Consider the following 20,045-nt stretch of genomic DNA (forward strand, 5'->3'; position numbering starts at 1 on the left):
AGCTTCGCGTACATGAGCAAGCCGCTACAGGACGCGGGGCTGTGCACCTTCGCCTTCAACTACGGCCGCTCCGGACCGATCCAGGGCGGGGGTGTGCCGCCGCTACTGCCCGGCGTGATGGGCACCGGTGATATCGCGGACTCGGCCCGGCAGCTGGCCGGTTTCGTGGACCGGGTGCGCGCGGCCACCGGCGCGGCGCAGGTCGACCTCGTCGGCTACTCGCAGGGCGCGGCCATGGCGAACTGGTACACCAGGTTCGAGGGCGGCGCGGACAAGGTGGGGCAGCTCGTCAGCTTCGGCGGCACCCACCACGGGACCACCCTCGACGGCATCGGCCTGCTCGGCCGGATGATCAACAATATCGGCCTGAACGTGATCGGCGCGGCCGGTGTCGTGGTGGGCGACGCCGCGATCCAGCAGACGGTCGGTTCGAACTTCGTCGGGCGGTTGAACGCCGACGGCGACACGGTGCCCGGCATCGACTACACCGTGGTCGGCACCCGCTACGACGAGATCGTCACGCCGTATCAGTCGACCTTCCTACGCCCGGGCGCGGGCGCGTCGGTCACGGACATCACCCTGCAGGACGGCTGCGAGCAGGACCTCTCCGATCATCAGACGCTGATGTACTCGCCGCGCGCGCTCTCGATCGTGTTGCGCGCGCTCGATCCCGCCGGGCACCCCGATCTCGTCTGCACGTTCAACCCGTGGCTGATCGGCGGTGGCGGCGGCCTCTGATCCCGCGCGCCGGGGGATCGCTTCTCCGAGCACAGGACTCCGGTCCGACGCTCACGAAGGAGAAGCACACCATGACCGCACCACTGTCGCTCGTCCCGGACGGTCCGCCCGGATTCGGCGGGGCACTGGCGACCTTCCACCGCACCGTCCGGCACGTGCGGGCCTACCCGGCACATCTGGCCCGCCACGGCGTCGATCCCGAGACCATCAGCACCCCAGCGGATTTCGCCGAGCTGCCGGTGGTCACCAAGGACAACTACCTGAAGGCGCACGCGCTCGCGGAGCTGATGCCGCACGGCGACATCAGCGAGGCGGGCACCTGGTCCAGTAGTTCGGGCTCCACCGGGAAGCCGACCTACTGGCCGCGGGAGCTGCTGTCGCTGCAACACAGCCGCGAGTACTACGACCGCATGCTGCGCGCGTTCGACACCCCGGGCCGGACGACGTTGCTGGTCAACGCTTTCGCGATGGGCACGTGGATCGGCGGCACCTATACCCACCACGGCGTGCTCGAAGCGCGCCGCCGGGGTCACCGGGTCTCGGTGGCCACGCCCGGCATCGATGTGGACGCGGTGCTCGCCACCATGGCCGACCTCGGCCCGCACTACGACCAGGTGGTGCTCGCCGCGTACCCGCCGTTCGCCCAGGACGTGCTGGACCACGCGCCCGCCGAGGTGCGCGGGCTGAAACCCGCGCTGCTGCTGGCGGGGGAGAACATCACCGAAGCGTGGCGCGATCACGTGCTCGCCCGCACCGGGCAACCGGATCGGCCGGAGCGCACCTGCGCGATCTACGGCACCGCCGACGCGGGAGTGATGGGACACGAGACGCCGACCACCATCGCCATCCGCCGACTCGCCCGCACCGACGCCCGCCTGCGCGCGGCGCTTTTCGGCGACGACGATCCCGCGTTGCCCACCTTCGTCGAGTACGACCCGCACCTGCGCTACACCGAAACCGATGCGCAGGGCAGGTTCCTGTTCACCGTCGACGGCGCCCTGCCGCTGGTGCGGTACCGGATCAATGACGAAGGCTCGATCCTGACCCCGTGGCAGGTCGCCGGGGCACTGCGCCGCTGCGGGCACCGGATTCCGGTGCGCACCAACACCATCGGTGCCGGCTTTCTCGCATTGCACCGGCGCCGGGACGTCGCCGCGAGCTTCTATGCCGTGAAGCTGTACCCGGAGAACGTCCGCGCGGCACTGGAAAAGCCGGAGGTCGCCACGCAGGTGACCGGAAAGTTCGTGCTGGCCACCGAGACCGGCGCCGCCTTCGAACAGACGCTGACCCTGCGGGTCGAACTGCGGGCGGCGGCCGAAGCCGGTGCCGATTTCACCACCCGGCTCCAGCGGCTCGTCACCGCCGAACTGGAACGCAGCAACAGCGAATACCGCAGGCTGCGTGCCGTTCTCGGGGCGGCCGCCGACCCCGTGCTCACCCTCGAGCCCTTCGGCGGCGCCGCCTTCCGGTACACCGCCAAGCACAAGTACCTGGAGCAGAACCGATGATCGAGATCCTGGACCCCTTCGCCGATACCGCGCGAATCGCGCATCTGTTGCAGCCCGCCGCGCGCTACCGGCTGGTGGACGCGCACGCGGAGGCGGCGGCCGAGCTCGCCGCGATCGACCCCGACGCGTCGGCGCTCACCACCCGGTTCGTCGTCTATCCATGGCGGCGCACGATCGTGCGCCTGCCCGAGGCGGAGGCGTTCTGGCGGCTGCGTACCGCACGCAATCGGTATCTGCTCGACGAACCCGAGCAGCGCGCCTGGTCGGCCGCGCTGGTCGGCGTCGCGGGTTTGAGCGTCGGCTGGTCGGCCCTGTCGGTCTGCGCGCTGACCGGTGCGCGGCGCTTCCGGCTGGCCGAGCACGATCGGCTCTCGCTCACCAACCTGAACCGGCTGCCCGCGTCGGTATGCGATCTCGGGGTGCCGAAGCTGACCATCGCGCACCGCCGGGTGCTCGAAATCGACCCGTACAGTGAGGTTTCCGCCTTTCCGGACGGTTACACCCCGGCGGCGGCCGCGCATTTCCTCGGTACCGCGCCGGGCGCGGAACCGCTCAGCGTGCTGGTGGAGGAGATGGACGATCTCCCGGCGAAGATCGATATCCGCCGGCGCGCCCGGGCCGCCGGCATTCCGGTCGTCATGGCCACCGACAACGGGGACAACGCGATCGTCGACGTCGAGCGGTTCGATCTGGATCCGCGGTACCCGATCTTCCACGGCAGGGCGGGCGACCTCGACGATCGCACCGCCGCCGAACTCGCGGACCCGGCCATCCGGGCGCGGGTGGCACAGCGCATCGTGGGCACCGAACTCACGCCACGCACCCGCTTCTCGCTGACCGAGGTGGGCCGGTCGCTGAATTCCTGGCCGCAGCTCGGCACGGCCGCGGCGGTGGCGGGCGCGGTGGCCGCGTACGCCGCCCGGCTGGTGGCCACGGGGCATCCGCTACCGTCCGGGCGCTACCGGATCGACCTCGACCGGGCGCTGCTCGGGAGCGCCGCCGAAGTAGCCGAGAGCTGGAACGAGCTGAGTGAACCCGCGTTCCGGGCCGCGATGGCGCGCGGAGGTGAGCGGCCGTGACCGAGTGGCGGTGTGCGCGTTCAGCCTTCGGAATCGACCGGCGGCATCGCGGCGGTGTGCCCGTGAATCCAGATGGGCGTGATGGTGTGGCGGGTGAACCGCCACCCGTGCTCGCCGCGCTCGGCTCGAAAGGCGTACCGGCTGCCCAGCATTCGGTGCTCTTCGGGCCGCTCGCCCACGGGCACGAACACCGCGAGCACGTCGGCGGTCACCGTCGCCGCGGCGCCGTCCGCGGCGATCACCAGTCCGGAGACGAAATGCTGGGTGGCCGCGTATATCTCGTGGTTTCCCCGGGCGAGCTCGATGATCGCGGCGGCCCCGCTCGACCGGCCCGCGGGCGTCTCGAGCGTCGCGTCGGCGGTGTACACCTCGGCCAGACCGTCGAAGTTCCTGGTGTCCAGGCACTGAGTGACCGCCGTGACGAGATCGTGCAGTTCCGCGCGGTCGAGCAGGTCCTCGATACGCCGGGCATTCGACGTCATGTCGACAAACTAGTGCAGTTCGGGCGGTCGCGTCGAGGCAATTGTCCGCAACGGTCGCGTCGGGGAGTTCGGCGATGAACGCGCTGCGGCGCGCGGTGATCACCGCCTGCGCGCTCACCCGGACCACAGACCTGCTGGCCGGGCACACGGGTGCGCGCTGGTTCGTGCCCGAGGTGCTGATCCCGCGGTTCGCGGCGCTGGGCGGTTTCGACGCCACGGTGTTCGCCGCCCAGCTCACCGCGGTTCGGTCGTTCGACGACGGGCAGTGGACCGAGTACTGGCAGCGGTTGGCGGACGAGCGGCTCGCAGCGGCGTACCGCGGGCTGGCGACGGTCGCGGCCGGGCAGGGGGAGCGGCTGCCGGAAGCGCACACGCTGTTCGGGCACGGGGCCGCGCGCAGCGCCGGGCAACTCGGCAGGCTGTTGGAGCCGGTCGCGGAGTTCGTCGGTGATCGCGGGCCGGTGCCGCGGCGCGACGCGATCGACCGGACGCTGCGTGCGGCCGAGCCGATCGATGCCGCGCGAATCACTGTGTCGGACAGCCTGTTGCAGGCCATCGCCTACCAGATCGTCGCCGCCTGGCCCGGCGGGACACCCGCGCGGCTGCGGGCGTATCGGCGGGCACGGTTGCTCTCCGAACTATTGCTCACGGCTTTGGGGCCCGCGCTCGGGCTGGACATCGCCGTGGTCGAGATATCGGCGGGGCACGAAATCGTCCGCGCCGTCACGATTTTCCCGCGCGGCACGCGGCGCTGCCCGGTGTTGCTCGTGACGAACGGGCTGGACGGCACCGTGGCGGAGCTGGCGCTCCCGCTGCTGAAATACCGAAACACCGGGCTCGGGTTGCTGATCATGGAGCTGCCGGGAAGTCACGCCGTCGCGCGGCCGGATCCGGTGGCGGCGCCCGAGGTCTACCGCGCGGTGCTCGACTATCTCAGCGTGCACCGGCGAGTGGCCGCGGACCGAATCGCGATGTTCGGCATGAGTTTCGGTGGCTACTGGGCGGCGCGGACGGCCGCGGTCGACGCCAGGGTGCGGTGTGTGGTGTGCTGCGGTGCACCCGTGCACCGCGCGTTTCGCCCGGCCGGAGCGTTCGGGGTGCCGGAGCCGGTGCTGCGCGCCATGGGCGTCGCGCTCGGCGCTCGGACGCTGCGCCGGATCGGGGCGGAGCTCGCCACGCTGTCGCTGCGCCGATGGTATGCCGACATCGGGATACCGATGCTGATCATCGGCGGTGACTGCGACACGGTGGTCGACAGCCGGGACGCGCGAGAACTCGCGGCCGCGGTGCCGAACGCCACTCTGCGCTTGTATCCGGGGGACGACCACTGTGCGCCAGCGCATTTCGTGGATTGGCTCGACGCGGCGCTGCGCTGGCTGACCACCCACCTCGAGGCGGACCTGCCCGCTATCGGCTGCGAAGTCCGTTCAGCACCAGCGTGCTGACGAATTCGGCGTTCGCGTCGGGGTCGACGGACCGGCGGGTGAAACAACGCAGCAGCAGGGTATTGGTGAGGAGCGCGGCGAGTTCCTGCGGGGGCTGATCATCGGCGAACACGCCCGCGCCCTGGGCCTCGGTGAGGGTCGGGACGAGGAGGCCGGGAAAGTCGAGTTCGCGCCGGATCGAGATCAACCCGTCCTCCTCGGCGTAGGTGTCGTGCGCGACCGCGGCCATCAGCGCGTCCATGAACGCGCGCTCGCTGGCGACCAGGCGGGCGCACCGGACGAAGTGGCGGTGCACGATCGCCACCGCGTCGTAGCCGATCGCCGCGTCGTCGGCGATATCGAGTTGCAGTGCGGCGTACGCGGGTTTCAGCGCGTCCAGGATCAGCTGCGTCTTGGTCGGGAAGATCCGTTTGGCCTTGTCCAGCGGAACCCGTGCCTCGGTCGCGATCGCCTCGATACCGGTCATGAAATAGCCGCGCTTGGTGAATTCCGTCCGGGCGGCGCTCAGCAACGCCGCGCGCGGTTCGCTCGGCAAGGCGGTCGGCAGGGCGGGTGCGGCGGCCAGCGCGGTGAGCGCGTCCTCGATGTGCTCGTGGCGCTGCTCGGTGTCCACCGCGGCGTTCAGCACGCCGAGCACCGCCGCGGCGACGAGATCGGCGGGTACCGCCGCCGGGTCGACCCGATGCCGGATGAGAAAACCCTCCAGCAGCGCGGACAACACCACGCAGAAGCTCTCCTTGGTCAGCGGTTTGCGCAGTGTCGCACCGGATTTGGCGAACAGCACCTCGAAGATCGCCAGGATCAGCTGATCGGTGTGCCGGTAGGTCGCCTGCAAGCCGCCACGCGGTGCGGTCGGCGCGAGCGTGTGGGCGAGCAGCCTGGTGGTCGCACTCCGGTCCGAACACGCGGCGTCGAAATGGGTGACCACCAGTTCGCGGACCGCGCGGATGCGGTCGCCGTCCGCGGCGTCGAGCGCCTGTCGCGCGCACTCGCAGACGTCTGCCGTGCGGAACCTGGCGTCGTCGATCAACTGGTCGAGCACCCGGACCAGGAACCGGGATTTGGTGGCGAACTTGCGGTAGAAGGTGGCGTTCGAGGAATTCGCCCGATCGATCACCTCTTCGATGCGCAGGCCGCCGTCCAATAGCCTGGCGGGCTGCTCGAGCAGCACCTGCAAGCCGGCTCGGACGAGTTCGGTGGCCGCACGGTCATCGACGGGAATGGGTTGCTCCTGACTGGCTGTCCCGCGGTCGCGAGACCTGGAGGTGTCAGTGGGTTGATCCGGACACACTGGCGAGTCGTTACGTCATCTCTGAGAGTGATCGGTCTCGAGTGACGGTAATCGGTCCGCGCGCTGGCAGTGACGTGCGGATCATTGCGCGGTTACATAGGCGGTGCCCCCTTGGATTTGTTGTGTACCGGGGGATTTCGGATAGTGAAGCGAAGGAACGAGCGATGCGTACCGTGGCCGGAAACGAGAACGAACCGCAGCGTGCCGCGGCCGAGACCGCCCCGTTGCTGAGTAGTCGCGAAACCCAGGTACTGCTCGCGTGGTTGCACGCGGACTCCAAGAATGTCGTTGCGGCGCAGCTGTTCATCGCGCTCGGCACAGTAAACACGCACCTGTCCCGGATCCGGGACAAGTACGCGGCGGCAGGCCGACCCGCGCCGACCAAAGCGTCGCTGGTGGCCCGCGCCCTGCAGGACGGCCTCATCGGTATCGATGATCTGTGAGCACCTCGTCTTTCACTCGGTGATCGTCGCGCACTGCGCCGACATCGTCGCGGCGATATCGGTCGCGGTGAGCGTCGCCGACGTGCACGCGGCGAGATATTCGGCCCAGGAGCTCTCCTGTTCCACGAAAGCCTCGGACTGCGTTGTCGCGCAGAAGAACTGAGCCGAGGCCACCTTGTCGTCCAGTCCGAAGACCACGTCGACGGCCACCTCGCGCTGCGCGGCGACGGTGATCGCGGCGATCGCGCGACGGCCGATGGCGTGTTTGGCGTGCACCTTCGCCAGGGTGAGATCCCGGACCCGCGGCGTGCTGATCCCGACGACGTTGCCGTAGTGCCATCGGCGGCCCGCCTGCGCGCCCGCCTGTCCGGCGGCGGCGTGCACCGCGAGGATGAGCTCGCTGAGCGCCGCGGCGGCGACTGCCACCTCATACGTTTGTCGACGGTTCACCTCGGTGCCCAAACCTTCCGCCTGCGGTCGCGTTGATAGTGGCCCGGCGACCGAGTTCAGAATAAACAATGCCCTGGGAATCCCTCGGGCGCCGTTGGTCTGCAACGACGGTGCGGTCCTCGCCGGATGCCCGTTCCGTTTCGTCCGCTAACACTTGACGTTGTCACGATTCGGCAACGTTGTCTGTCGGTCGAATGTCCGACACCGCCGCTCGGGCTATCGGGGACCGCGCCCCTCGGTGACCGGCATCGGCAACCGTTCCAGGCCGGGCAGCGCGCCGAGCGGAATCGCTTGGGCGGCAACGAAGACGTCGGCGAAACCCACCGGCACCCGCGCGCCCACCGTGCCGATCCCGAACTGCCAGGGCGGCCGCAGCGCGCCCTGTGGCCCGCTCACCCGCTTCGCGATCTGCGTGGTGGTGAAATCGGTGTCGCAGTGCGGGAAGCAGTGGACGGCGACCGCTGATCCGCCGGGCCCGTCCAAGGCCATCCACATGATCGCGCTGCGACCCGGAAAGCAGCCGACATACGGCGATTCCGAGGCGAGCCGGGTGGTATGGAACGCCGGTGCCGCGTCGGCGAGGGCGGTGAAGCAGCGGCGGATGTCCCCGGGGCCGTAGATCAGCAGGCTGAGCCCGGCCTGATCGAGCCCGATGAAGGTGGCCTGCTTGGGATTGCCCTCGTCGCGCGGATCGAGCAGCGCGACCCGGCCGGGTCCGGTGCTCGGGTGTGCGGTCCGCGGCCGGTGTCCGAACAGTGCCATCGCTCATCGCCCCTGGTAGCTCTGTAGAATCTGGATCTTCTTGTCCAAGTAGCGCTTCAACACGTTCGCGTTGTTGTCGAAGGTGGCGACCGAGCGCAGCACCTGTTCGAGATCGCGCTCGAACTGGTCCTTGACGCTGTCGCGCCACTCGGCGCCGCGCAGCGACGAGCGCACCCGGGTGATCGCCTGATTGATCTCGCGTTGGGACCGATCGATATCGCCCTTGGGTTTCTTGAGCGAATCCGGGTTCGCCTGAATAGAACTCATCGTTTCTCCTTGTCGGGTTCTCAGTAGTTGGAGAGCTCGGTCAGTACGAAGTCGATGGCCATGTCGTAAGCGGTGAGCGCCTGCACGAATCGGCGTTCCTCGTCGGCCAGGGGTTGCAGTTTGCGGTCGGTCAGCCTGCGCAGCACCGTGTCGTGCCATACCTGGCCCGCGCGCTGCTCGGCCGCCGTCCTGGCGCGCCGGTTCGCGTCGAATTCGTCTCTGGCCCGGCGTAGTCGGCTCATGCTTGCACCACCCTGGCCGGAATGCTCGCGAGGCCGAGCTGTCGCGCGATGGCGATCCGGTGGAAACCGTTGTGTACCGTGAAGCCGCCATCGGGCCGCCGGCCGACCTGCAGGGCTTCGTCGCTGCCGAGGAACCATGTATAGGTATCCGCGTAACTACGCGCGCCGCAACGCCGCTCGTCCTGATCGCGGGCGCGGAAATATTCGAGGTCCTTGCCGAGGCGCAGCGCCGGGACGATCACGGTATGGAAGGCGTTGAGCGCCCACTCGAGATCCGACCTCGACACGTCGGCGGGCAGCGGCTCGGCTCCGCCGGTCTCGGTAGTGTCGAGCGCGGACAGTGGGATCATCGCGTAGCCGGCCGGGAAGCCTGCGGGCGTATCGAGCGCGATGCGTTCGGTCGCGCCCGTCGAGGTGACCGGGCCGCCGCCAGGGGCCGATACCGCGGGTCCGTTGCCGGAGGGCACCGCGCCCACCGCGGACGAGGCGCGGTTGTAGGCGTCGAGATCCTTGGCGATGAGGCCGAGCAACTGCGTCGTCTCTAGGCTCAGGGCGACCCGTACCCGTGCGAATCGCCCTGCTGCCGCCGAGTATTCGGCGGTGGCAGCCGCGTACATGCGTTCGGCCCGGTGCACGGCGGCCAGGGCGCGCTCGGCGCGCTCGAGCGCCCTGCGCGGCCCGGAGCAGTCCGCGTCCTCGCTCCGGCAGCAGGCCTCATAGGCGGCCTGCGCCTCGCGCAGCTTTCGCTCGCGTGCCCGGTTCTCCTGGGCGAGCTCCTGTTCGACTCGGCGCTGCGCGTGACCGGCGGTGCGCTCGCTGGATTCGACGTCGCGCAGATACTTGTCGAGGTCGCGGGCGAGCTGCCGCACGACCTGCGGATCGTTGCGTGCGGTATCAGCCATCGTGGCCGCGCTCGGTTCGCAGCAGCAGGTCGAGCCATTCGGGTCCGGGATCGGCGAAACGCCGGACGATATCGGTGCGGGCGTTGTCGTAGTCGTCGACCGCGAACTGGTTGGTGGTCAGGTTCGCCGCCACCTCCGAGTCGATCAGCACCCGGGAGTCGTCCTCGCTGGCCGGCCCGAGCACCTTGAAGCCGAACTGGCGCAACCCATCCGGATCGAGGCGGCGCTGCAGCGAGGCGTACCGATCGGCCCAGCCGACCACGTGCAGCCCGACCTCCGGCCCGTGCCGGAGTAGGCGCGCCAGCTTGGCGCTCGCGCCGTCCTCGTCGAAGGCGTCGGGGTTCAGCTCCCTGGCGCGGTGCAGACCGACGAGGAACAGCACGCGCGCGGGCCCGTGGTACTCGTCGAGTTCGGTGCGCTCGGCGAGCTCGCTGAGCAGCGAGTCGAGCACATCGCCGAGCTTGCGCCGGTGACAGGCCACCGCGCCCGCGGTGCAGAGCCGGGCGAACAGGGCTTCGCTGTGCTGCTCGATTGCGGCGAAATCGACGTACTCCACCCGGATGTCGGCCGCGCGCAGCACCGCGATCTGCAATGCGAGGGTCGTCAACGCATTCGGGTCGACCACGAGCAGGTTGTTACCGGGTTCGCGGCCGAGCCGGAGGGCCAATGGCGGGTCCAGCGACATGGGCGCGCCCATCGGCAGCACCAGCGCGGTGCGGCGGTCGGATCGGGTGAAAATCTCCAGCGGGTAATCCTGGGGCGCTACCGCGATATCGCCCTCGAAAACCGCAGGGCGACCGGTGAAACCGTGTGCGGCGGCTTGCTCGCGCAACTGCCCGATCAGGGTCGCGCGCAGGTCGGCGGGCCAGTACGCGCATTGGAAGCGGTTGTTCGCCTCGGCCTGACCCGCGTGATCGTTGATGATGCCTTCGCCCGGTTTGGACAGCAGTTGCGCATCGGCATTGCCCTCCGCGAGCAGCTGCTCGGAGTCCTGGGTGGAGCTGGCCAGCACGAGGCGATTCGGAATCTGGTTGAGCGCCGTGCGGATCTTCTGTCCGCCCCCGGACACCGACTGCGACGCCAGCAGCGTGTGCACCCCGAAAGCGCGGCCCTGCCGGATGATTCGGTCGAGCAGTCCCGCGCCGCGGGTGGCGGTGGCGTCGTCCTGCTCGAGCAGCATGTGGAACTCGTCGATGATCAGCACGATGCGCGGCAACCGCTCGCCGGTGCTCTGCCGGTAGCGTCCGATCTCCATCTGTCCCTGCCCGGCGTTCTTGAACAACGCCGCACGACGGGCGATCTCGCTGTCCAGGCTCTCCAGCACGCTGATGCCGAAGTCCCGGTTCGTCTCGATCGCAACGACTTTGGCATGCGGCAGGCCCGGCGTCGCATACGGCTTGAACTCGACGCCCTCCTTGAAATCGATCAGGTAGAACTCGACCTCGGCCGGCGAATATTGCAGTGCGATCCCGAGGATGATCGAGTGCAGCAGCACCGATTTGCCGGAGCCGGTCCGACCGCCGACCAGAGCGCTCGACAGTGCGCCGGAGTCCAGGCGCAGCTCGGCGACGTCGGTGGCGCCCATCCGGCCGAACCGCGCGACGACCCTGTCGTCCACGCTCGACTGCCACCAGGTCGCCGGATCGTGCGGATCGGCGATGATTTCCGGTGCCTGGGTGCCCTTGGCCACCCCGCGCTCCATCGCCTGCACGGCGAGTTCGTGCACGCGTTTCGGCGCGACCCGGGTGTCGCCCGAGGTCGCCAGGCTGCGTTCGATATGGGCCAGCACCTCGGCCCGGACCTGATCCGAGGGCAGCGGATATGGTCGCAGAAGCCAGTCGAGTTCGCCGCGGGTGACGTACTGGGCCGGTCGCACGCCCGTGGGCAGTTGCAGCCGTGCCACCAGCCCGGTGTCCTGGCGTCCGGTGAACGCGGTCGCGAGCGAATCGAGCGAGGTGGTGACGGAGTCCGCGGTGGCGGCGATCAAAACGCCCGCGCGGCGGCCGACGGTGGCCAGGCGTTCGAGTCGTTTGAGCGACTCGTCGTCGTACATCCGGCCGTCGCGGGTGAACGCGTGCGGATGATCGAACAGCAGCAGCAACCGGTACGGCTCGGCGACCTCGCCCGCCGCCCGGTTGTAGGCGGTCAGGGTTTCGTGCGTGCCCTGCAGGTACTTCTGCGTGACGAAGGCGACGTGGTTCTCCAGCTCGGTGAGCAGCTCGTTGACATTGTGTGAGCCCCAGACCTTCTGGCCGTAGATCTGCTCGCCCGCCTCGCCGACGCCGTAGAGGAAGTTCATCGACGCGCCGACCTTCATCGGGTCGACCACATCGATCTTCAACCGGCCCGCGGGCAGGGTCGCGAGCATGTCCAAGGTGAGGTTCTCCACGACCGCGGTCGAATCCGTGACGATCCCGCCGGTGTCGTCCAGATCGAGCAGCACCGGGATCGGTGGGGTCGACTCCTCCAGCGGAAGGGTGAAGATGTGCTCGTGTTTGCCGCCCGGCGGTGCCGGGACCGTCAGCTCGGTGTGGATGTGCGCCTGAGTCAGCCGAATCAGCCCGAGCGGGAAGACCATTCGGGTCGGCGGGGACGGAGCGATGGCGGTCGCGTCCGCGACCGCCTGCCAGACGGGCGTGGCCTCGCCGGGGCACGGGGTGATCGCGCCGAGTTCGACGGCGACATACTGATCGATCATGCGCGTGATCGCGACGCTCATCTGCCTGCGGAACTGGGCGAAGACGTCGGTGAACAGCTTGGCGGTCTTGTGCTGCGCGGTCAGTTCGGCGTCGCGGACCGCGGCGTCGTAGCGGCCGAGCACGGTCGCGGCGGTGTCGAGCAGCTCCCGGCGTTGCTGCGCGCGTCCGTTCGACGTCACCCGGATCCCCGCCCCGCGCACCGCCTCGGTCGCCGCGGCGGCGTCGACCAGCCAGTGCTCGGCGGTGACCTCCGGGTTGCTGCCGGAGTCGCCGGGCCGCGGCGCCGGTTCGCGCTCATACCAGTTCGCCGGAAGCAGATTGGTGAACGCCTGCGTGCGATACTTGTGCAGCACGTCGCCCCGCACGGTTTCGTATGCGTTCCACAGCAATTCGCGATCCTGTGTCAGCTCGTGCTGGATCCGCTGCACCCCATCGCTCGTGGACGGCATACTCGACACCGCATTCGTGACAACGGTCCGCAGCAACCGCGCGATCGAAGCCGCAGCCTCCGCCTTGACCCGATCGACCACGGGCGCAAGCTCGGTGCGCCGGGCCAGGACGGGAACCTTTGCGGCATCTGATGTTTCACGCATGGACGCGGCCTCATGCCACGCGGTACTTGCGGGCGGGCGCAGCCCGCGGCCGCCGCGATCACGACGAGCCTTCGTGCTGGGCGTCGCCGAGTCTGCGGGTGGCGCGAACGCCGCTTCGATGGGCGTCGGAGGTGCCGGGAGGTTGGTCGGTGGCGTGCGTGATGACGGCGCTGCAGCCGTTTGCCCTGCCCTGGCCGCCGGTGCTGCGGCGGAGGCTGAGGCACTCACATGGGGTGCTGCCGCGCCCGGCGCGGAAACCTCAGCGGCGGCGAGGTGCTCGGGCGCGCGGAGCCCTCGGCTGCTGCGATCGCGACGAGCTTTTGTGGTGGGCCTTGCCGCGTCTGCCGGTAGCGCGACTGTCGGTGCGGTTCGGGGTGTCGTGCTCGACGGTGGCATTGGGACCGCGGAAAGAAGCGCGGCGGACGCATATCCGGGGCGGCCCTGCGATACGTCGGCGTCAACCGGGCTCGGTGGAATCGCCGCTGCGATGGATGGCGGAGCCGCCGCCGAGTGCGGTGGCGGAATTGGCGTGGCGATGACCGGAGGCGGCGGTGCTGTGGCGGCGGGCATTTCGCGTGCGGGCGGTGGGGCGAGGGTGACGTCGAAGCCGAAATCGGCTGCTGCGCCGGTCAATCCGGTTTCGTAGCCCTGGCCGACGGCGCGTAGTTTCCACTGTCCGCTGCGGCGGTATACCTCGCAGACGATGGTCGCGGTTTCCGCGGTGGCGGAAGCCATCGTGAAGGTCGCGGCGGTGGCGCCGCCGGTCACGGTGAGTTCGAGGGCGGGCAAGGGGGTGTCGGCGACCGTTGCCAGAACCACTATGCGCTGCACCGTGTTCGATACGGCGAGCAGGTCGAGGTGCACGGCCGACTCGGCGAAGGACACCGGCCCGGGGCCGGGGGAACCGTGATGCCGGAAGTCGGTTGCGGTGGCGACGCGGTCGTCGGCGCCGAGCAACGCGACATACAGTGCGGGGATGCCCGACTCGCTGCTGAGCCGCAGCTCGACGGCGGTGCCGTGCAGCGGCGTGTTCTGCCCCTTCGCCAGCTGCATCGTGACTCCTTCTGTGCGCGTCCGGATCCGCGGACACCACCTGGTTGTTCTTGCCGATTATCAGGTGGCGGCACCCGCGCTGGCTGTCCGCTGAACAGCGGACAACGCTGCCGACCAGGGCAATTCGGCACCACACTGTCCGGCGATCGACCGACACCGGCGGTCGCGCGCATTCCATAGCATCGATACATAGAAGTGCGGCCGCCGAACACCCGGCCCGTGCGCGCACCCGAGGGAAACGCATGCAAGACTCCAGCGACCCGTCGAACCCGCCCCGTACACGCGTCATCCTGCACAAAACCCCGCCCGACCCGCCCCAGGTCCGCGATGGTGTGGCGGCGCGGATGCCCGAACCACCGGCTGGGTTTCCGGACAGCGATGCTTGCTTCTCGGCTTCGTCCGGGCCGCTCGGAGCGTCCTCGGATCGCAGCGGTGTGGCAGCGTGGGTGACAGGGCCCCGTGGGACGTTTCCGGAGGACGGGCGTATTGAAGCGCCGGTGGCGGTGCCGACGGGGCCGCGGTTGACGTTCGCTCCTCGAACGGATCTGCGGCGCAGACCTTCTGGGCTTGTGGTCGGACTGGTGATCACGGCGCTCATGCTTGCGGTGCCGGTGGTGCTGTTGTTGCGGGATCAGGGGCGGGGGGACGGTGTGGCGGGTTCCGAAGTAGTGGGGACGTCGGTGGTGGCGGGGGTGCGGGTGGGGACGACCACGGCCGGCCTCGATCCGGAGACGGCGGGGCTGAACGGATTACAGGCGCGGGCGGCGGCGGACCAGCCCGTGGTCACCCGAGATCTCGGCGAGCGGTGGGTGCCGCAGGTGAGCTCGAAGCGTTACGGGCTGGTGGCCGAAGGTATTACCTGGCGGCATGCGGAAATCCTGCGCGAGCACGAGGAATTGCGCGCCCGCTATCCGACGGCGCGACTGCTGTGGTCGGGCGCGTGGTCGACCTTCAGCTACTCGGACTTCTGGATCACCGTCATCGGCATCGGTTTCCCGACTGCGGGTGGTGCGATCAGCTGGTGTGCCGGCCACGGCTTCGACCGCGACCACTGCTACGCCAAGCTGATCAGCACCACCCATCCGGTAGAGGGGAGTACCGGATATCAATGAGGCACTGCCTCAGGTCGTCCGGTAACTGCGCGCCACCAGCGCCGAGCGCAGGTACCACAGGCCGGAGGGTTGGGACGGGTCGAAGCCGGTGAGCTGGCCGATCCGTTTGAGCCGATAGTCGACGGTGTTGGTGTGCACGTGCAGCACCCGCGCCGTGCGTTGCCGGTTGAGGTTGTTGCCGATGTGGCGCTGCAGCGTCTCCAGCAGTTCAGGATGCTCGTCGAGCGGGTCGAGCAGCTGTCCGAGGTATTCGCGACCGGGCCCTGGACGGGTGAGCTGGTACTCGAGCGCGAGTTCGTCGAACCGGTACAGTCCGGCCACCGCTTCGAGCCGCTGCACCATGTCCAGCAGCTCGTGGGCCTGGTCGGCGGCGTTCGGGATCTGCTCGGGAGTGGCCTCGACCATGGTGGCGGTGATGCCGACCTGCGCCGCGTGGGTCAGCTGGTTCACCAGGGTGTCGTAGCCTTCGTTGTCGAAGGTGGACGAGGGGATCAGCACGGTGCCGCCGTCGACGCTCAGCAGCGACAGCGCGCTCTCGCCGCAGCGGGTCGCGAGCTCGGCCTGCACCCGGCGCAGTTTGCGGCGGGCCACCACCTGGTTGTCGATCATCGGGTTCTGTTCCTCGCGGTGCGGCGGAATCGCCACGGCGAGTACGGCGTACGAGGGTGCGATGGCGATCCCGCATTCGCGCGCCATGGTGGAGGTGCTGTGCCCGCCGAGCAGTGCGGAGGTCAGGGTGTGCACCGCGGTGTGGTGCTCGCTGACCACCGAACGCAATTCCCTGATGTAGGCGACCGAGATCGCCGAGCTGATCATGTCGAGGATTTCCAGGACCATCTTGGCGCCGTCGACGAGACTGTCGTAATCCTTGATCGAGGCGTCGGAGACCACCAGGTCCAGGCCCATCTTGAAGCCCTCGTGGATGGAGTGGTGGATGGTGTCGATCGGCACGCCCTCGCGCGCCCAGCCCGCCGCGGCGTCCTGGATGCGTTGCAGTTTCTCCGGGATGTCCTGGCCGTCGAGCATGCTGACCGCGAACTCCAGGCAGACCCGGGTGATGGTCGTGACATCGCCGGAGATGGCGTCGGAGGGTAACGTGCCACAGGGGATGACGTTGGCCACGAAGTGGCCGACCATTTGCCGGGATAACGCGCGAACGTCCTTGAGTGGGGACGACATCGGCTTCCCGGCGAGCGTGAGGCTCTGCCGGGCCGAACTGTCGATCGACATTGACGACTCCTTCCGCCCCCGGATATAGCTGTGCGGCGCATTCACACTAATCGTTCGATGCTGGTAGCGGAACGAATCGACGTCTTCTCTACGTCTCACAGAGACTGGTCGGTCGGTGGTTGTGACGGGTCACAAGCGGGCACCACGGCCAAGTCGAGGGCGCGCAGGCGCGCCGGATCGGCGATCACCTCGTAACCCGCCACCCGTTCCGCGCGCACCGTGACGACGAGCGCGAGCAGCAGTTTCCCGCGCGGCGCGACCACCAAACCGACGGCGCCGTCCACCAGCGCGAGCGCCGCCACCCGGGAACGGCGTTGCAGCAGTACGGTTTCCTGCGCCACTGCCTGCGCGCCGCGCACGATCGCCGCCATACCCGCGGGCAATGCGGCCGGATCGGCCACGCGCACCACATCGGGGGCGAGCACGGCGAGCAGCGCGGCCAGGTCACCTTCGCGCGCGGCGGCGAGGAAGGCCTCGACCACCCGGCGCTGCTCGGCGAGTTCGGTTGTCGTGGGCCGGGTTTCCCCGCGGGTGCGCTGCCGGGCCCGGCTGGCCAGCTTCTTCGTCGTCGCGGGCGTGCGGCCCACGATCGGGGCGATCTGCTCGAACGGCACGGCGAACAGATCGTGCAGCACGAACGCCACCCGCTCGTCCGGGTGCAGCGTATCCAGCACCACCAGCAGGGCCCGGCCCACCGCATCGATCAGCAGAGCTTCCTGTTCCGGGTCGGCGTCATAGGCGGTGTCGCCCAGCTCGGCGCGCAGATCCAGCGCGTCCTCGCGGCGGGTGGCGCGGGCGCGCAGCATGTCCAGGCAGATCCGGGACAGCACCGTGGTGAGCCAGCCGATCAGATTGTCCGGCTGGACCGCGTCGTGCTTGGCCAGGCGCAGCCAGGTTTCCTGCACCGCGTCCTCGGCTTCGGCGACCGAGCCGAGCATGCGATAGGCGATCGCGCCGAGGCGGGCGCGGTGCGACTCGAAGCGCCGGGCCAGCACGTCCTGGTTCGGCATCGGTCACCTTTCCGTTCCGGCACTCGTCACATGGTCGAGGGATCCACGATCGCAGACCGATCCCGCACCGAAAACAGGAGGGTCCGACCATGTCCACTGCCTATGTCCTCGTCACCCTGGCCGCCGCGGCCGCCATGCTGCTCGCCGGCGGGATCGACGTGTTCCGCGCGGAGTGGGTGCGCGCGAACATGAAGACCTACGGCCTGCAGGAGTGGACGCTCTATCCCTTGGCGGCGATCAAGGCGGCCGGTGCGCTCGGCCTGCTGGCCGGGTTCGTGTTCCGGCCGCTGGGCTTGGCTGCGGGGATCTGCCTCGTGCTCTACTTCCTCGCCGCGTTCGCGACCGTGCTGCGCGCCCGCGCGTACGCCGACCTCGGCTACCCGCTGCCGTATCTCGCGCTGGCCGCCGGTTCGGTCGCGCTCTGCGCGCTGACCTGATCAGCCGCTCAGCCGTTGCGGATGAACCGCGCCGCTTGCTCGCCGATGAAGACGGCGGGCGCGTGCGTGTGCCCGCGGATCAGCATCGGCATGACCGAGGCGTCCGCGACCCGAAGTCCCTGCACCCCACGCACTTCGAGGCGCGGCGTGACGACGCTGGCGGCGTCGGTGCCCATCCGGCAGGTGCCGACCGGGTGATACAGGGTATGCGAGTAGCCGTTCAGCGTCAGTTCGAGGGTGGCCTCGAGGTCGCTGGGCGCCTGGGGCGGATAGATCAGCGGGCCGAGTACGGCCCGCATCGCCGGGGTTTCGGCGATATCGGCACAGATGCGCAGCCCGGCCATGAGCGCGGCCCGGTCGGCGCCCGCGCTGTCGGACAGGTAGCGCGGGTCGATCACCGGTTTGGCGGCCGGATCCGGCGCGGAGAGGGTGATGCGGCCCCGGCTGTGCGGACGCAGCAGCACGGTCGCCAGGATGACGCCGTGCTCGGTCGGGTCGACGAGACCTTCATGGTAGAAGGGCGCGGGCGCGTAGAGCAGCTCCAGGTCCGGGATGTCGAGATCCGGTGTGCTGCGGACGAAGCCGTACGCCTCGGCGACATTCGAGGTGAGCATGCCGCGGTGCCGGAGGAAGTAGTCGAGCAGCTGTCGCGGCTTCTCCGCGCCGAACAAGGTATCGCCCGCGGCGCCGTAACCGATGCCCGCGACGAGATGGTCCTGCAGGTTGGCGCCGACCTCCGGGGCGTGGTACAGCGTGCGAATACCTTGGCGTGCCAACTCGTCCCGGTCGCCGATGCCCGAAAGCATCAGCAGCTGAGGGCTGTTGACCGCGCCTGCGCAGAGCACCACTTCGCGGCGCGCGGTCACCGTGTGCGGCCCGCCGCCCTGGTGATATTCGACGCCGATCGCGCGGGTTCCGTCGAACAGCACCCTGGTGGCGAGCGCTTCGGAGCGCACCGTGAGGTTGGGCCTGCGCAGCGCGGGGCGCAGATATCCGTCGGCGGTGCTCCACCTCCTGCCGCCGCGCTGGGTGACCATGGTCTGGGTGAAGCCTTCCGGCTCCGGCCGATTCGCCGGTTCGACCCCGAATCCGGCCTCCTGCACCGCGGCCAGGTAGGCCGCGGTGGAAGCGCGGGGGCTGCGCTGGCGCGAAACATACAGCAAGCCGTCCGCGCCCTCGTCGGGATACTGTGCGTCCTCGACCTTTTCGATCCGCCGGAACTGGTCGACCGCGGCCGCGAATCCCCATTCCTCGCCGGCCAGCAAGGCCCACTCGTCGTAGTCGGCGCGGAATCCTCGCACCCACATCATCGCGTTCATCGAGGACGAGCCGCCGAACATCTTGCCGCGCGGCCAGTAGATCTGCCGGTTCTTCAGCTCCGGCTGCGGCTCGGTGAGATAGTCCCAATCCACCTCGGAACGAAACAGCTTCGCGAATCCGGCCGGAATGTGCGCGAATTTGTTCTTGTCCCGCGGACCCGCTTCCAAGAGCACCACCGAGACGCCCGGGTCGGCGCTGAGCCGGTTCGCCAGCACCGCCCCCGCGGATCCGGAACCGACGATCACGTAATCCGCAGTAAGCCCACCTGGTTGCACTGTCCCACTCCGATCCGCGCTGCCTATGAGCAAGATACGAGCAACACGGGACGCGGGGTTCGATTTCGCTATAACCGGAGCCAAGTCACACCGGCGTGGCCGGCGGCAGGTGTCGACTCGCGCCGGCCTTATCGCAGGATGAGCAGAGCCGACTTCTCGATCCGGTCGGCGATCTCGGAGTAGGAGCCGTACCCCATGCCCGCGCGCACCAGCGCGCCCGCGTACAGCAGTTCCAGGGATTCCACGACATCGGGGTCCGGCTCCGGGGCGAGCGCGCGGATGATCCGGGAGCGGATCTCGGCGCCGATGCGGCCGCGCAGGTGCTCGACATCGGGGTCGCGGCCGAGCAACGCGCTGGTCACCGCGCCGGACAGCTCCTGCTCGTCGGCGACCAGCATGGCGATGGTGCGCAGTTCGGCGACGACCCGAACGGTCGCGTCCGGGTCCTCGCTCGCGGGCGAGGGCGTGGACATCAAACGCCGCCAGAAGATCTCGGCGACGAGGTGCTCCTTCGAGGAGAAGTAGGTGTAGGCGGTCGCGGCCCCGACTCCTGCGGCGGCCGCGACCATCCGGATCGTCATGCCCGCAAACCCCTCGCGGGCAAGCACTTCCACCGCCGACCTGGTGAGCTTGTCGACGGTGTCGGCCTGCTTCCCGGACAACCTGCGCCGGGTCGCCTCGAGCGTGATGGACTCGGGTTCGGACAT

General features: G+C 69.2%; 19 protein-coding genes. 7 read left to right on the forward strand and 12 right to left on the reverse strand.

The genetic code is table 11. From position 1 onward, the window contains the following. The 3 genes from NBRGI_RS35390 to NBRGI_RS35400 all read left to right on the forward strand — a co-directional run. Positions 1 to 738, forward strand: a 738-nt coding sequence (locus NBRGI_RS35390) for an esterase/lipase family protein (protein ID WP_029901523.1), incomplete at its 5' end; no start/stop codon positions are given. 71 nt (positions 739 to 809) lie between these two features. After that, on the forward strand, positions 810 to 2,246 hold the full coding sequence (locus tag NBRGI_RS35395) for a phenylacetate--CoA ligase family protein (protein WP_029901524.1): 1,437 nt from the start codon (positions 810 to 812) through the stop codon (positions 2,244 to 2,246). Next, positions 2,243 to 3,325: a ThiF family adenylyltransferase gene (locus NBRGI_RS35400; RefSeq protein ID WP_029901525.1), complete on the forward strand. Its 1,083-nt coding sequence runs from the start codon at positions 2,243 to 2,245 to the stop codon at positions 3,323 to 3,325. The genes NBRGI_RS35395 and NBRGI_RS35400 overlap by 4 nt, the downstream gene beginning before the upstream one ends. A gap of 20 nt (positions 3,326 to 3,345) precedes the next feature. On the opposite strand, the gene NBRGI_RS35405 is transcribed toward NBRGI_RS35400, so the two are convergent. Then, positions 3,346 to 3,807: a nuclear transport factor 2 family protein gene (locus tag NBRGI_RS35405; protein ID WP_029901526.1), complete on the reverse strand. Its 462-nt coding sequence runs from the start codon at positions 3,805 to 3,807 to the stop codon at positions 3,346 to 3,348. 74 nt (positions 3,808 to 3,881) lie between these two features. On the opposite strand from NBRGI_RS35405, the gene NBRGI_RS35410 reads away from it, so the two are divergent. Then, entirely contained in the window at positions 3,882 to 5,252 is a 1,371-nt protein-coding gene (locus tag NBRGI_RS35410) for an alpha/beta hydrolase family protein (RefSeq protein ID WP_051728277.1), read from the forward strand. On the opposite strand, the gene NBRGI_RS35415 is transcribed toward NBRGI_RS35410, so the two are convergent. After that, positions 5,215 to 6,423, reverse strand: coding sequence for a TetR family transcriptional regulator (locus NBRGI_RS35415; protein ID WP_235211209.1), 1,209 nt, complete (start codon positions 6,421 to 6,423; stop codon positions 5,215 to 5,217). The two genes, NBRGI_RS35410 and NBRGI_RS35415, sit on opposite strands and share 38 nt — an antisense overlap. Before the next feature lie 284 nt (positions 6,424 to 6,707). On the opposite strand from NBRGI_RS35415, the gene NBRGI_RS35420 reads away from it, so the two are divergent. After that, positions 6,708 to 6,986, forward strand: coding sequence for a LuxR C-terminal-related transcriptional regulator (locus NBRGI_RS35420; protein ID WP_029901529.1), 279 nt, complete (start codon positions 6,708 to 6,710; stop codon positions 6,984 to 6,986). Positions 6,987 to 6,998: 12 nt separating this feature from the next. Here the strand turns inward: NBRGI_RS35420 and NBRGI_RS35425 are convergent, their stop codons facing one another. The 6 genes from NBRGI_RS35425 to NBRGI_RS35450 all read right to left on the reverse strand — a co-directional run bounded on the left by NBRGI_RS35425 (position 6,999) and on the right by NBRGI_RS35450 (position 13,954). After that, positions 6,999 to 7,436, reverse strand: coding sequence for a hypothetical protein (locus NBRGI_RS35425; RefSeq protein ID WP_148311078.1), 438 nt, complete (start codon positions 7,434 to 7,436; stop codon positions 6,999 to 7,001). Between the two features lie 216 nt (positions 7,437 to 7,652). Continuing rightward, on the reverse strand, positions 7,653 to 8,198 hold the full coding sequence (locus tag NBRGI_RS35430) for a hypothetical protein (protein WP_029901531.1): 546 nt from the start codon (positions 8,196 to 8,198) through the stop codon (positions 7,653 to 7,655). A gap of 3 nt (positions 8,199 to 8,201) precedes the next feature. Then, positions 8,202 to 8,465: a hypothetical protein gene (locus NBRGI_RS35435; RefSeq protein ID WP_029901532.1), complete on the reverse strand. Its 264-nt coding sequence runs from the start codon at positions 8,463 to 8,465 to the stop codon at positions 8,202 to 8,204. A gap of 20 nt (positions 8,466 to 8,485) precedes the next feature. Then, positions 8,486 to 8,707 carry a hypothetical protein gene (locus NBRGI_RS35440; RefSeq protein WP_029901533.1) on the reverse strand — a complete coding sequence of 74 codons (222 nt, stop codon included), beginning with the start codon at positions 8,705 to 8,707 and terminating at the stop codon, positions 8,486 to 8,488. After that, the gene (locus NBRGI_RS35445; RefSeq protein WP_029901534.1) at positions 8,704 to 9,609 is read right to left on the reverse strand and encodes a hypothetical protein; all 906 of its coding nucleotides are present in this window, start codon (positions 9,607 to 9,609) and stop codon (positions 8,704 to 8,706) included. Before NBRGI_RS35445 ends, NBRGI_RS35440 begins: the two co-directional genes overlap by 4 nt. Next, positions 9,602 to 13,954, reverse strand: coding sequence for an FtsK/SpoIIIE domain-containing protein (locus tag NBRGI_RS35450; protein WP_029901535.1), 4,353 nt, complete (start codon positions 13,952 to 13,954; stop codon positions 9,602 to 9,604). The genes NBRGI_RS35445 and NBRGI_RS35450 overlap by 8 nt, the downstream gene beginning before the upstream one ends. 581 nt (positions 13,955 to 14,535) lie before the next feature. On the opposite strand from NBRGI_RS35450, the gene NBRGI_RS35455 reads away from it, so the two are divergent. Then, positions 14,536 to 15,066 (forward strand): hypothetical protein, encoded by a 531-nt coding sequence (locus NBRGI_RS35455; protein ID WP_148311079.1) that lies wholly within the window; start codon positions 14,536 to 14,538, stop codon positions 15,064 to 15,066. Positions 15,067 to 15,075: 9 nt separating this feature from the next. Here NBRGI_RS35455 and NBRGI_RS35460 read toward each other — a convergent pair whose 3' ends face one another. Both NBRGI_RS35460 and NBRGI_RS35465 read right to left on the reverse strand, forming a co-directional pair. After that, positions 15,076 to 16,296 (reverse strand): PucR family transcriptional regulator, encoded by a 1,221-nt coding sequence (locus NBRGI_RS35460; RefSeq protein ID WP_029901537.1) that lies wholly within the window; start codon positions 16,294 to 16,296, stop codon positions 15,076 to 15,078. 95 nt (positions 16,297 to 16,391) lie between these two features. Beyond that, positions 16,392 to 17,306 carry a sigma-70 family RNA polymerase sigma factor gene (locus tag NBRGI_RS35465; protein ID WP_029901538.1) on the reverse strand — a complete coding sequence of 305 codons (915 nt, stop codon included), beginning with the start codon at positions 17,304 to 17,306 and terminating at the stop codon, positions 16,392 to 16,394. A gap of 89 nt (positions 17,307 to 17,395) precedes the next feature. Here NBRGI_RS35465 and NBRGI_RS35470 point away from each other — a divergent pair, with 89 nt between their 5' ends. Then, positions 17,396 to 17,743: a DoxX family protein gene (locus NBRGI_RS35470; RefSeq protein WP_029901539.1), complete on the forward strand. Its 348-nt coding sequence runs from the start codon at positions 17,396 to 17,398 to the stop codon at positions 17,741 to 17,743. An 8-nt stretch (positions 17,744 to 17,751) separates the two neighbouring features. Here the strand turns inward: NBRGI_RS35470 and NBRGI_RS35475 are convergent, their stop codons facing one another. Both NBRGI_RS35475 and NBRGI_RS35480 read right to left on the reverse strand, forming a co-directional pair. Then, positions 17,752 to 19,338 (reverse strand): GMC family oxidoreductase, encoded by a 1,587-nt coding sequence (locus NBRGI_RS35475; RefSeq protein WP_029901540.1) that lies wholly within the window; start codon positions 19,336 to 19,338, stop codon positions 17,752 to 17,754. A 128-nt stretch (positions 19,339 to 19,466) separates the two neighbouring features. After that, complete coding sequence (locus NBRGI_RS35480) at positions 19,467 to 20,045, reverse strand: TetR/AcrR family transcriptional regulator (RefSeq protein ID WP_029901541.1); 579 nt, start codon at positions 20,043 to 20,045, stop codon at positions 19,467 to 19,469.

The organism is Nocardia brasiliensis IFM 10847 (genome assembly GCF_000710915.1).
GTDB lineage: Bacteria > Actinomycetota > Actinomycetes > Mycobacteriales > Mycobacteriaceae > Nocardia > Nocardia brasiliensis_A.

What these genes read in the sequence shown, in the direction of transcription:
- NBRGI_RS35395 (WP_029901524.1), top strand. Translation starts at nt 810, where the DNA reads ATGACCGCACCACTGTCGCTCGTCCCGGACGGTCCGCCCGGATTCGGC.
- NBRGI_RS35400 (WP_029901525.1), top strand. Translation starts at nt 2,243, where the DNA reads ATGATCGAGATCCTGGACCCCTTCGCCGATACCGCGCGAATCGCGCAT.
- NBRGI_RS35405 (WP_029901526.1), bottom strand. Translation starts at nt 3,807, where the DNA reads ATGACGTCGAATGCCCGGCGTATCGAGGACCTGCTCGACCGCGCGGAA.
- NBRGI_RS35410 (WP_051728277.1), top strand. Translation starts at nt 3,882, where the DNA reads ATGAACGCGCTGCGGCGCGCGGTGATCACCGCCTGCGCGCTCACCCGG.
- NBRGI_RS35420 (WP_029901529.1), top strand. Translation starts at nt 6,708, where the DNA reads ATGCGTACCGTGGCCGGAAACGAGAACGAACCGCAGCGTGCCGCGGCC.
- NBRGI_RS35430 (WP_029901531.1), bottom strand. Translation starts at nt 8,198, where the DNA reads ATGGCACTGTTCGGACACCGGCCGCGGACCGCACACCCGAGCACCGGA.
- NBRGI_RS35435 (WP_029901532.1), bottom strand. Translation starts at nt 8,465, where the DNA reads ATGAGTTCTATTCAGGCGAACCCGGATTCGCTCAAGAAACCCAAGGGC.
- NBRGI_RS35440 (WP_029901533.1), bottom strand. Translation starts at nt 8,707, where the DNA reads ATGAGCCGACTACGCCGGGCCAGAGACGAATTCGACGCGAACCGGCGC.
- NBRGI_RS35445 (WP_029901534.1), bottom strand. Translation starts at nt 9,609, where the DNA reads ATGGCTGATACCGCACGCAACGATCCGCAGGTCGTGCGGCAGCTCGCC.
- NBRGI_RS35450 (WP_029901535.1), bottom strand. Translation starts at nt 13,954, where the DNA reads ATGCAGCTGGCGAAGGGGCAGAACACGCCGCTGCACGGCACCGCCGTC.
- NBRGI_RS35460 (WP_029901537.1), bottom strand. Translation starts at nt 16,296, where the DNA reads ATGTCGATCGACAGTTCGGCCCGGCAGAGCCTCACGCTCGCCGGGAAG.
- NBRGI_RS35465 (WP_029901538.1), bottom strand. Translation starts at nt 17,306, where the DNA reads ATGCCGAACCAGGACGTGCTGGCCCGGCGCTTCGAGTCGCACCGCGCC.
- NBRGI_RS35470 (WP_029901539.1), top strand. Translation starts at nt 17,396, where the DNA reads ATGTCCACTGCCTATGTCCTCGTCACCCTGGCCGCCGCGGCCGCCATG.
- NBRGI_RS35480 (WP_029901541.1), bottom strand. Translation starts at nt 20,045, where the DNA reads ATGTCCGAACCCGAGTCCATCACGCTCGAGGCGACCCGGCGCAGGTTG.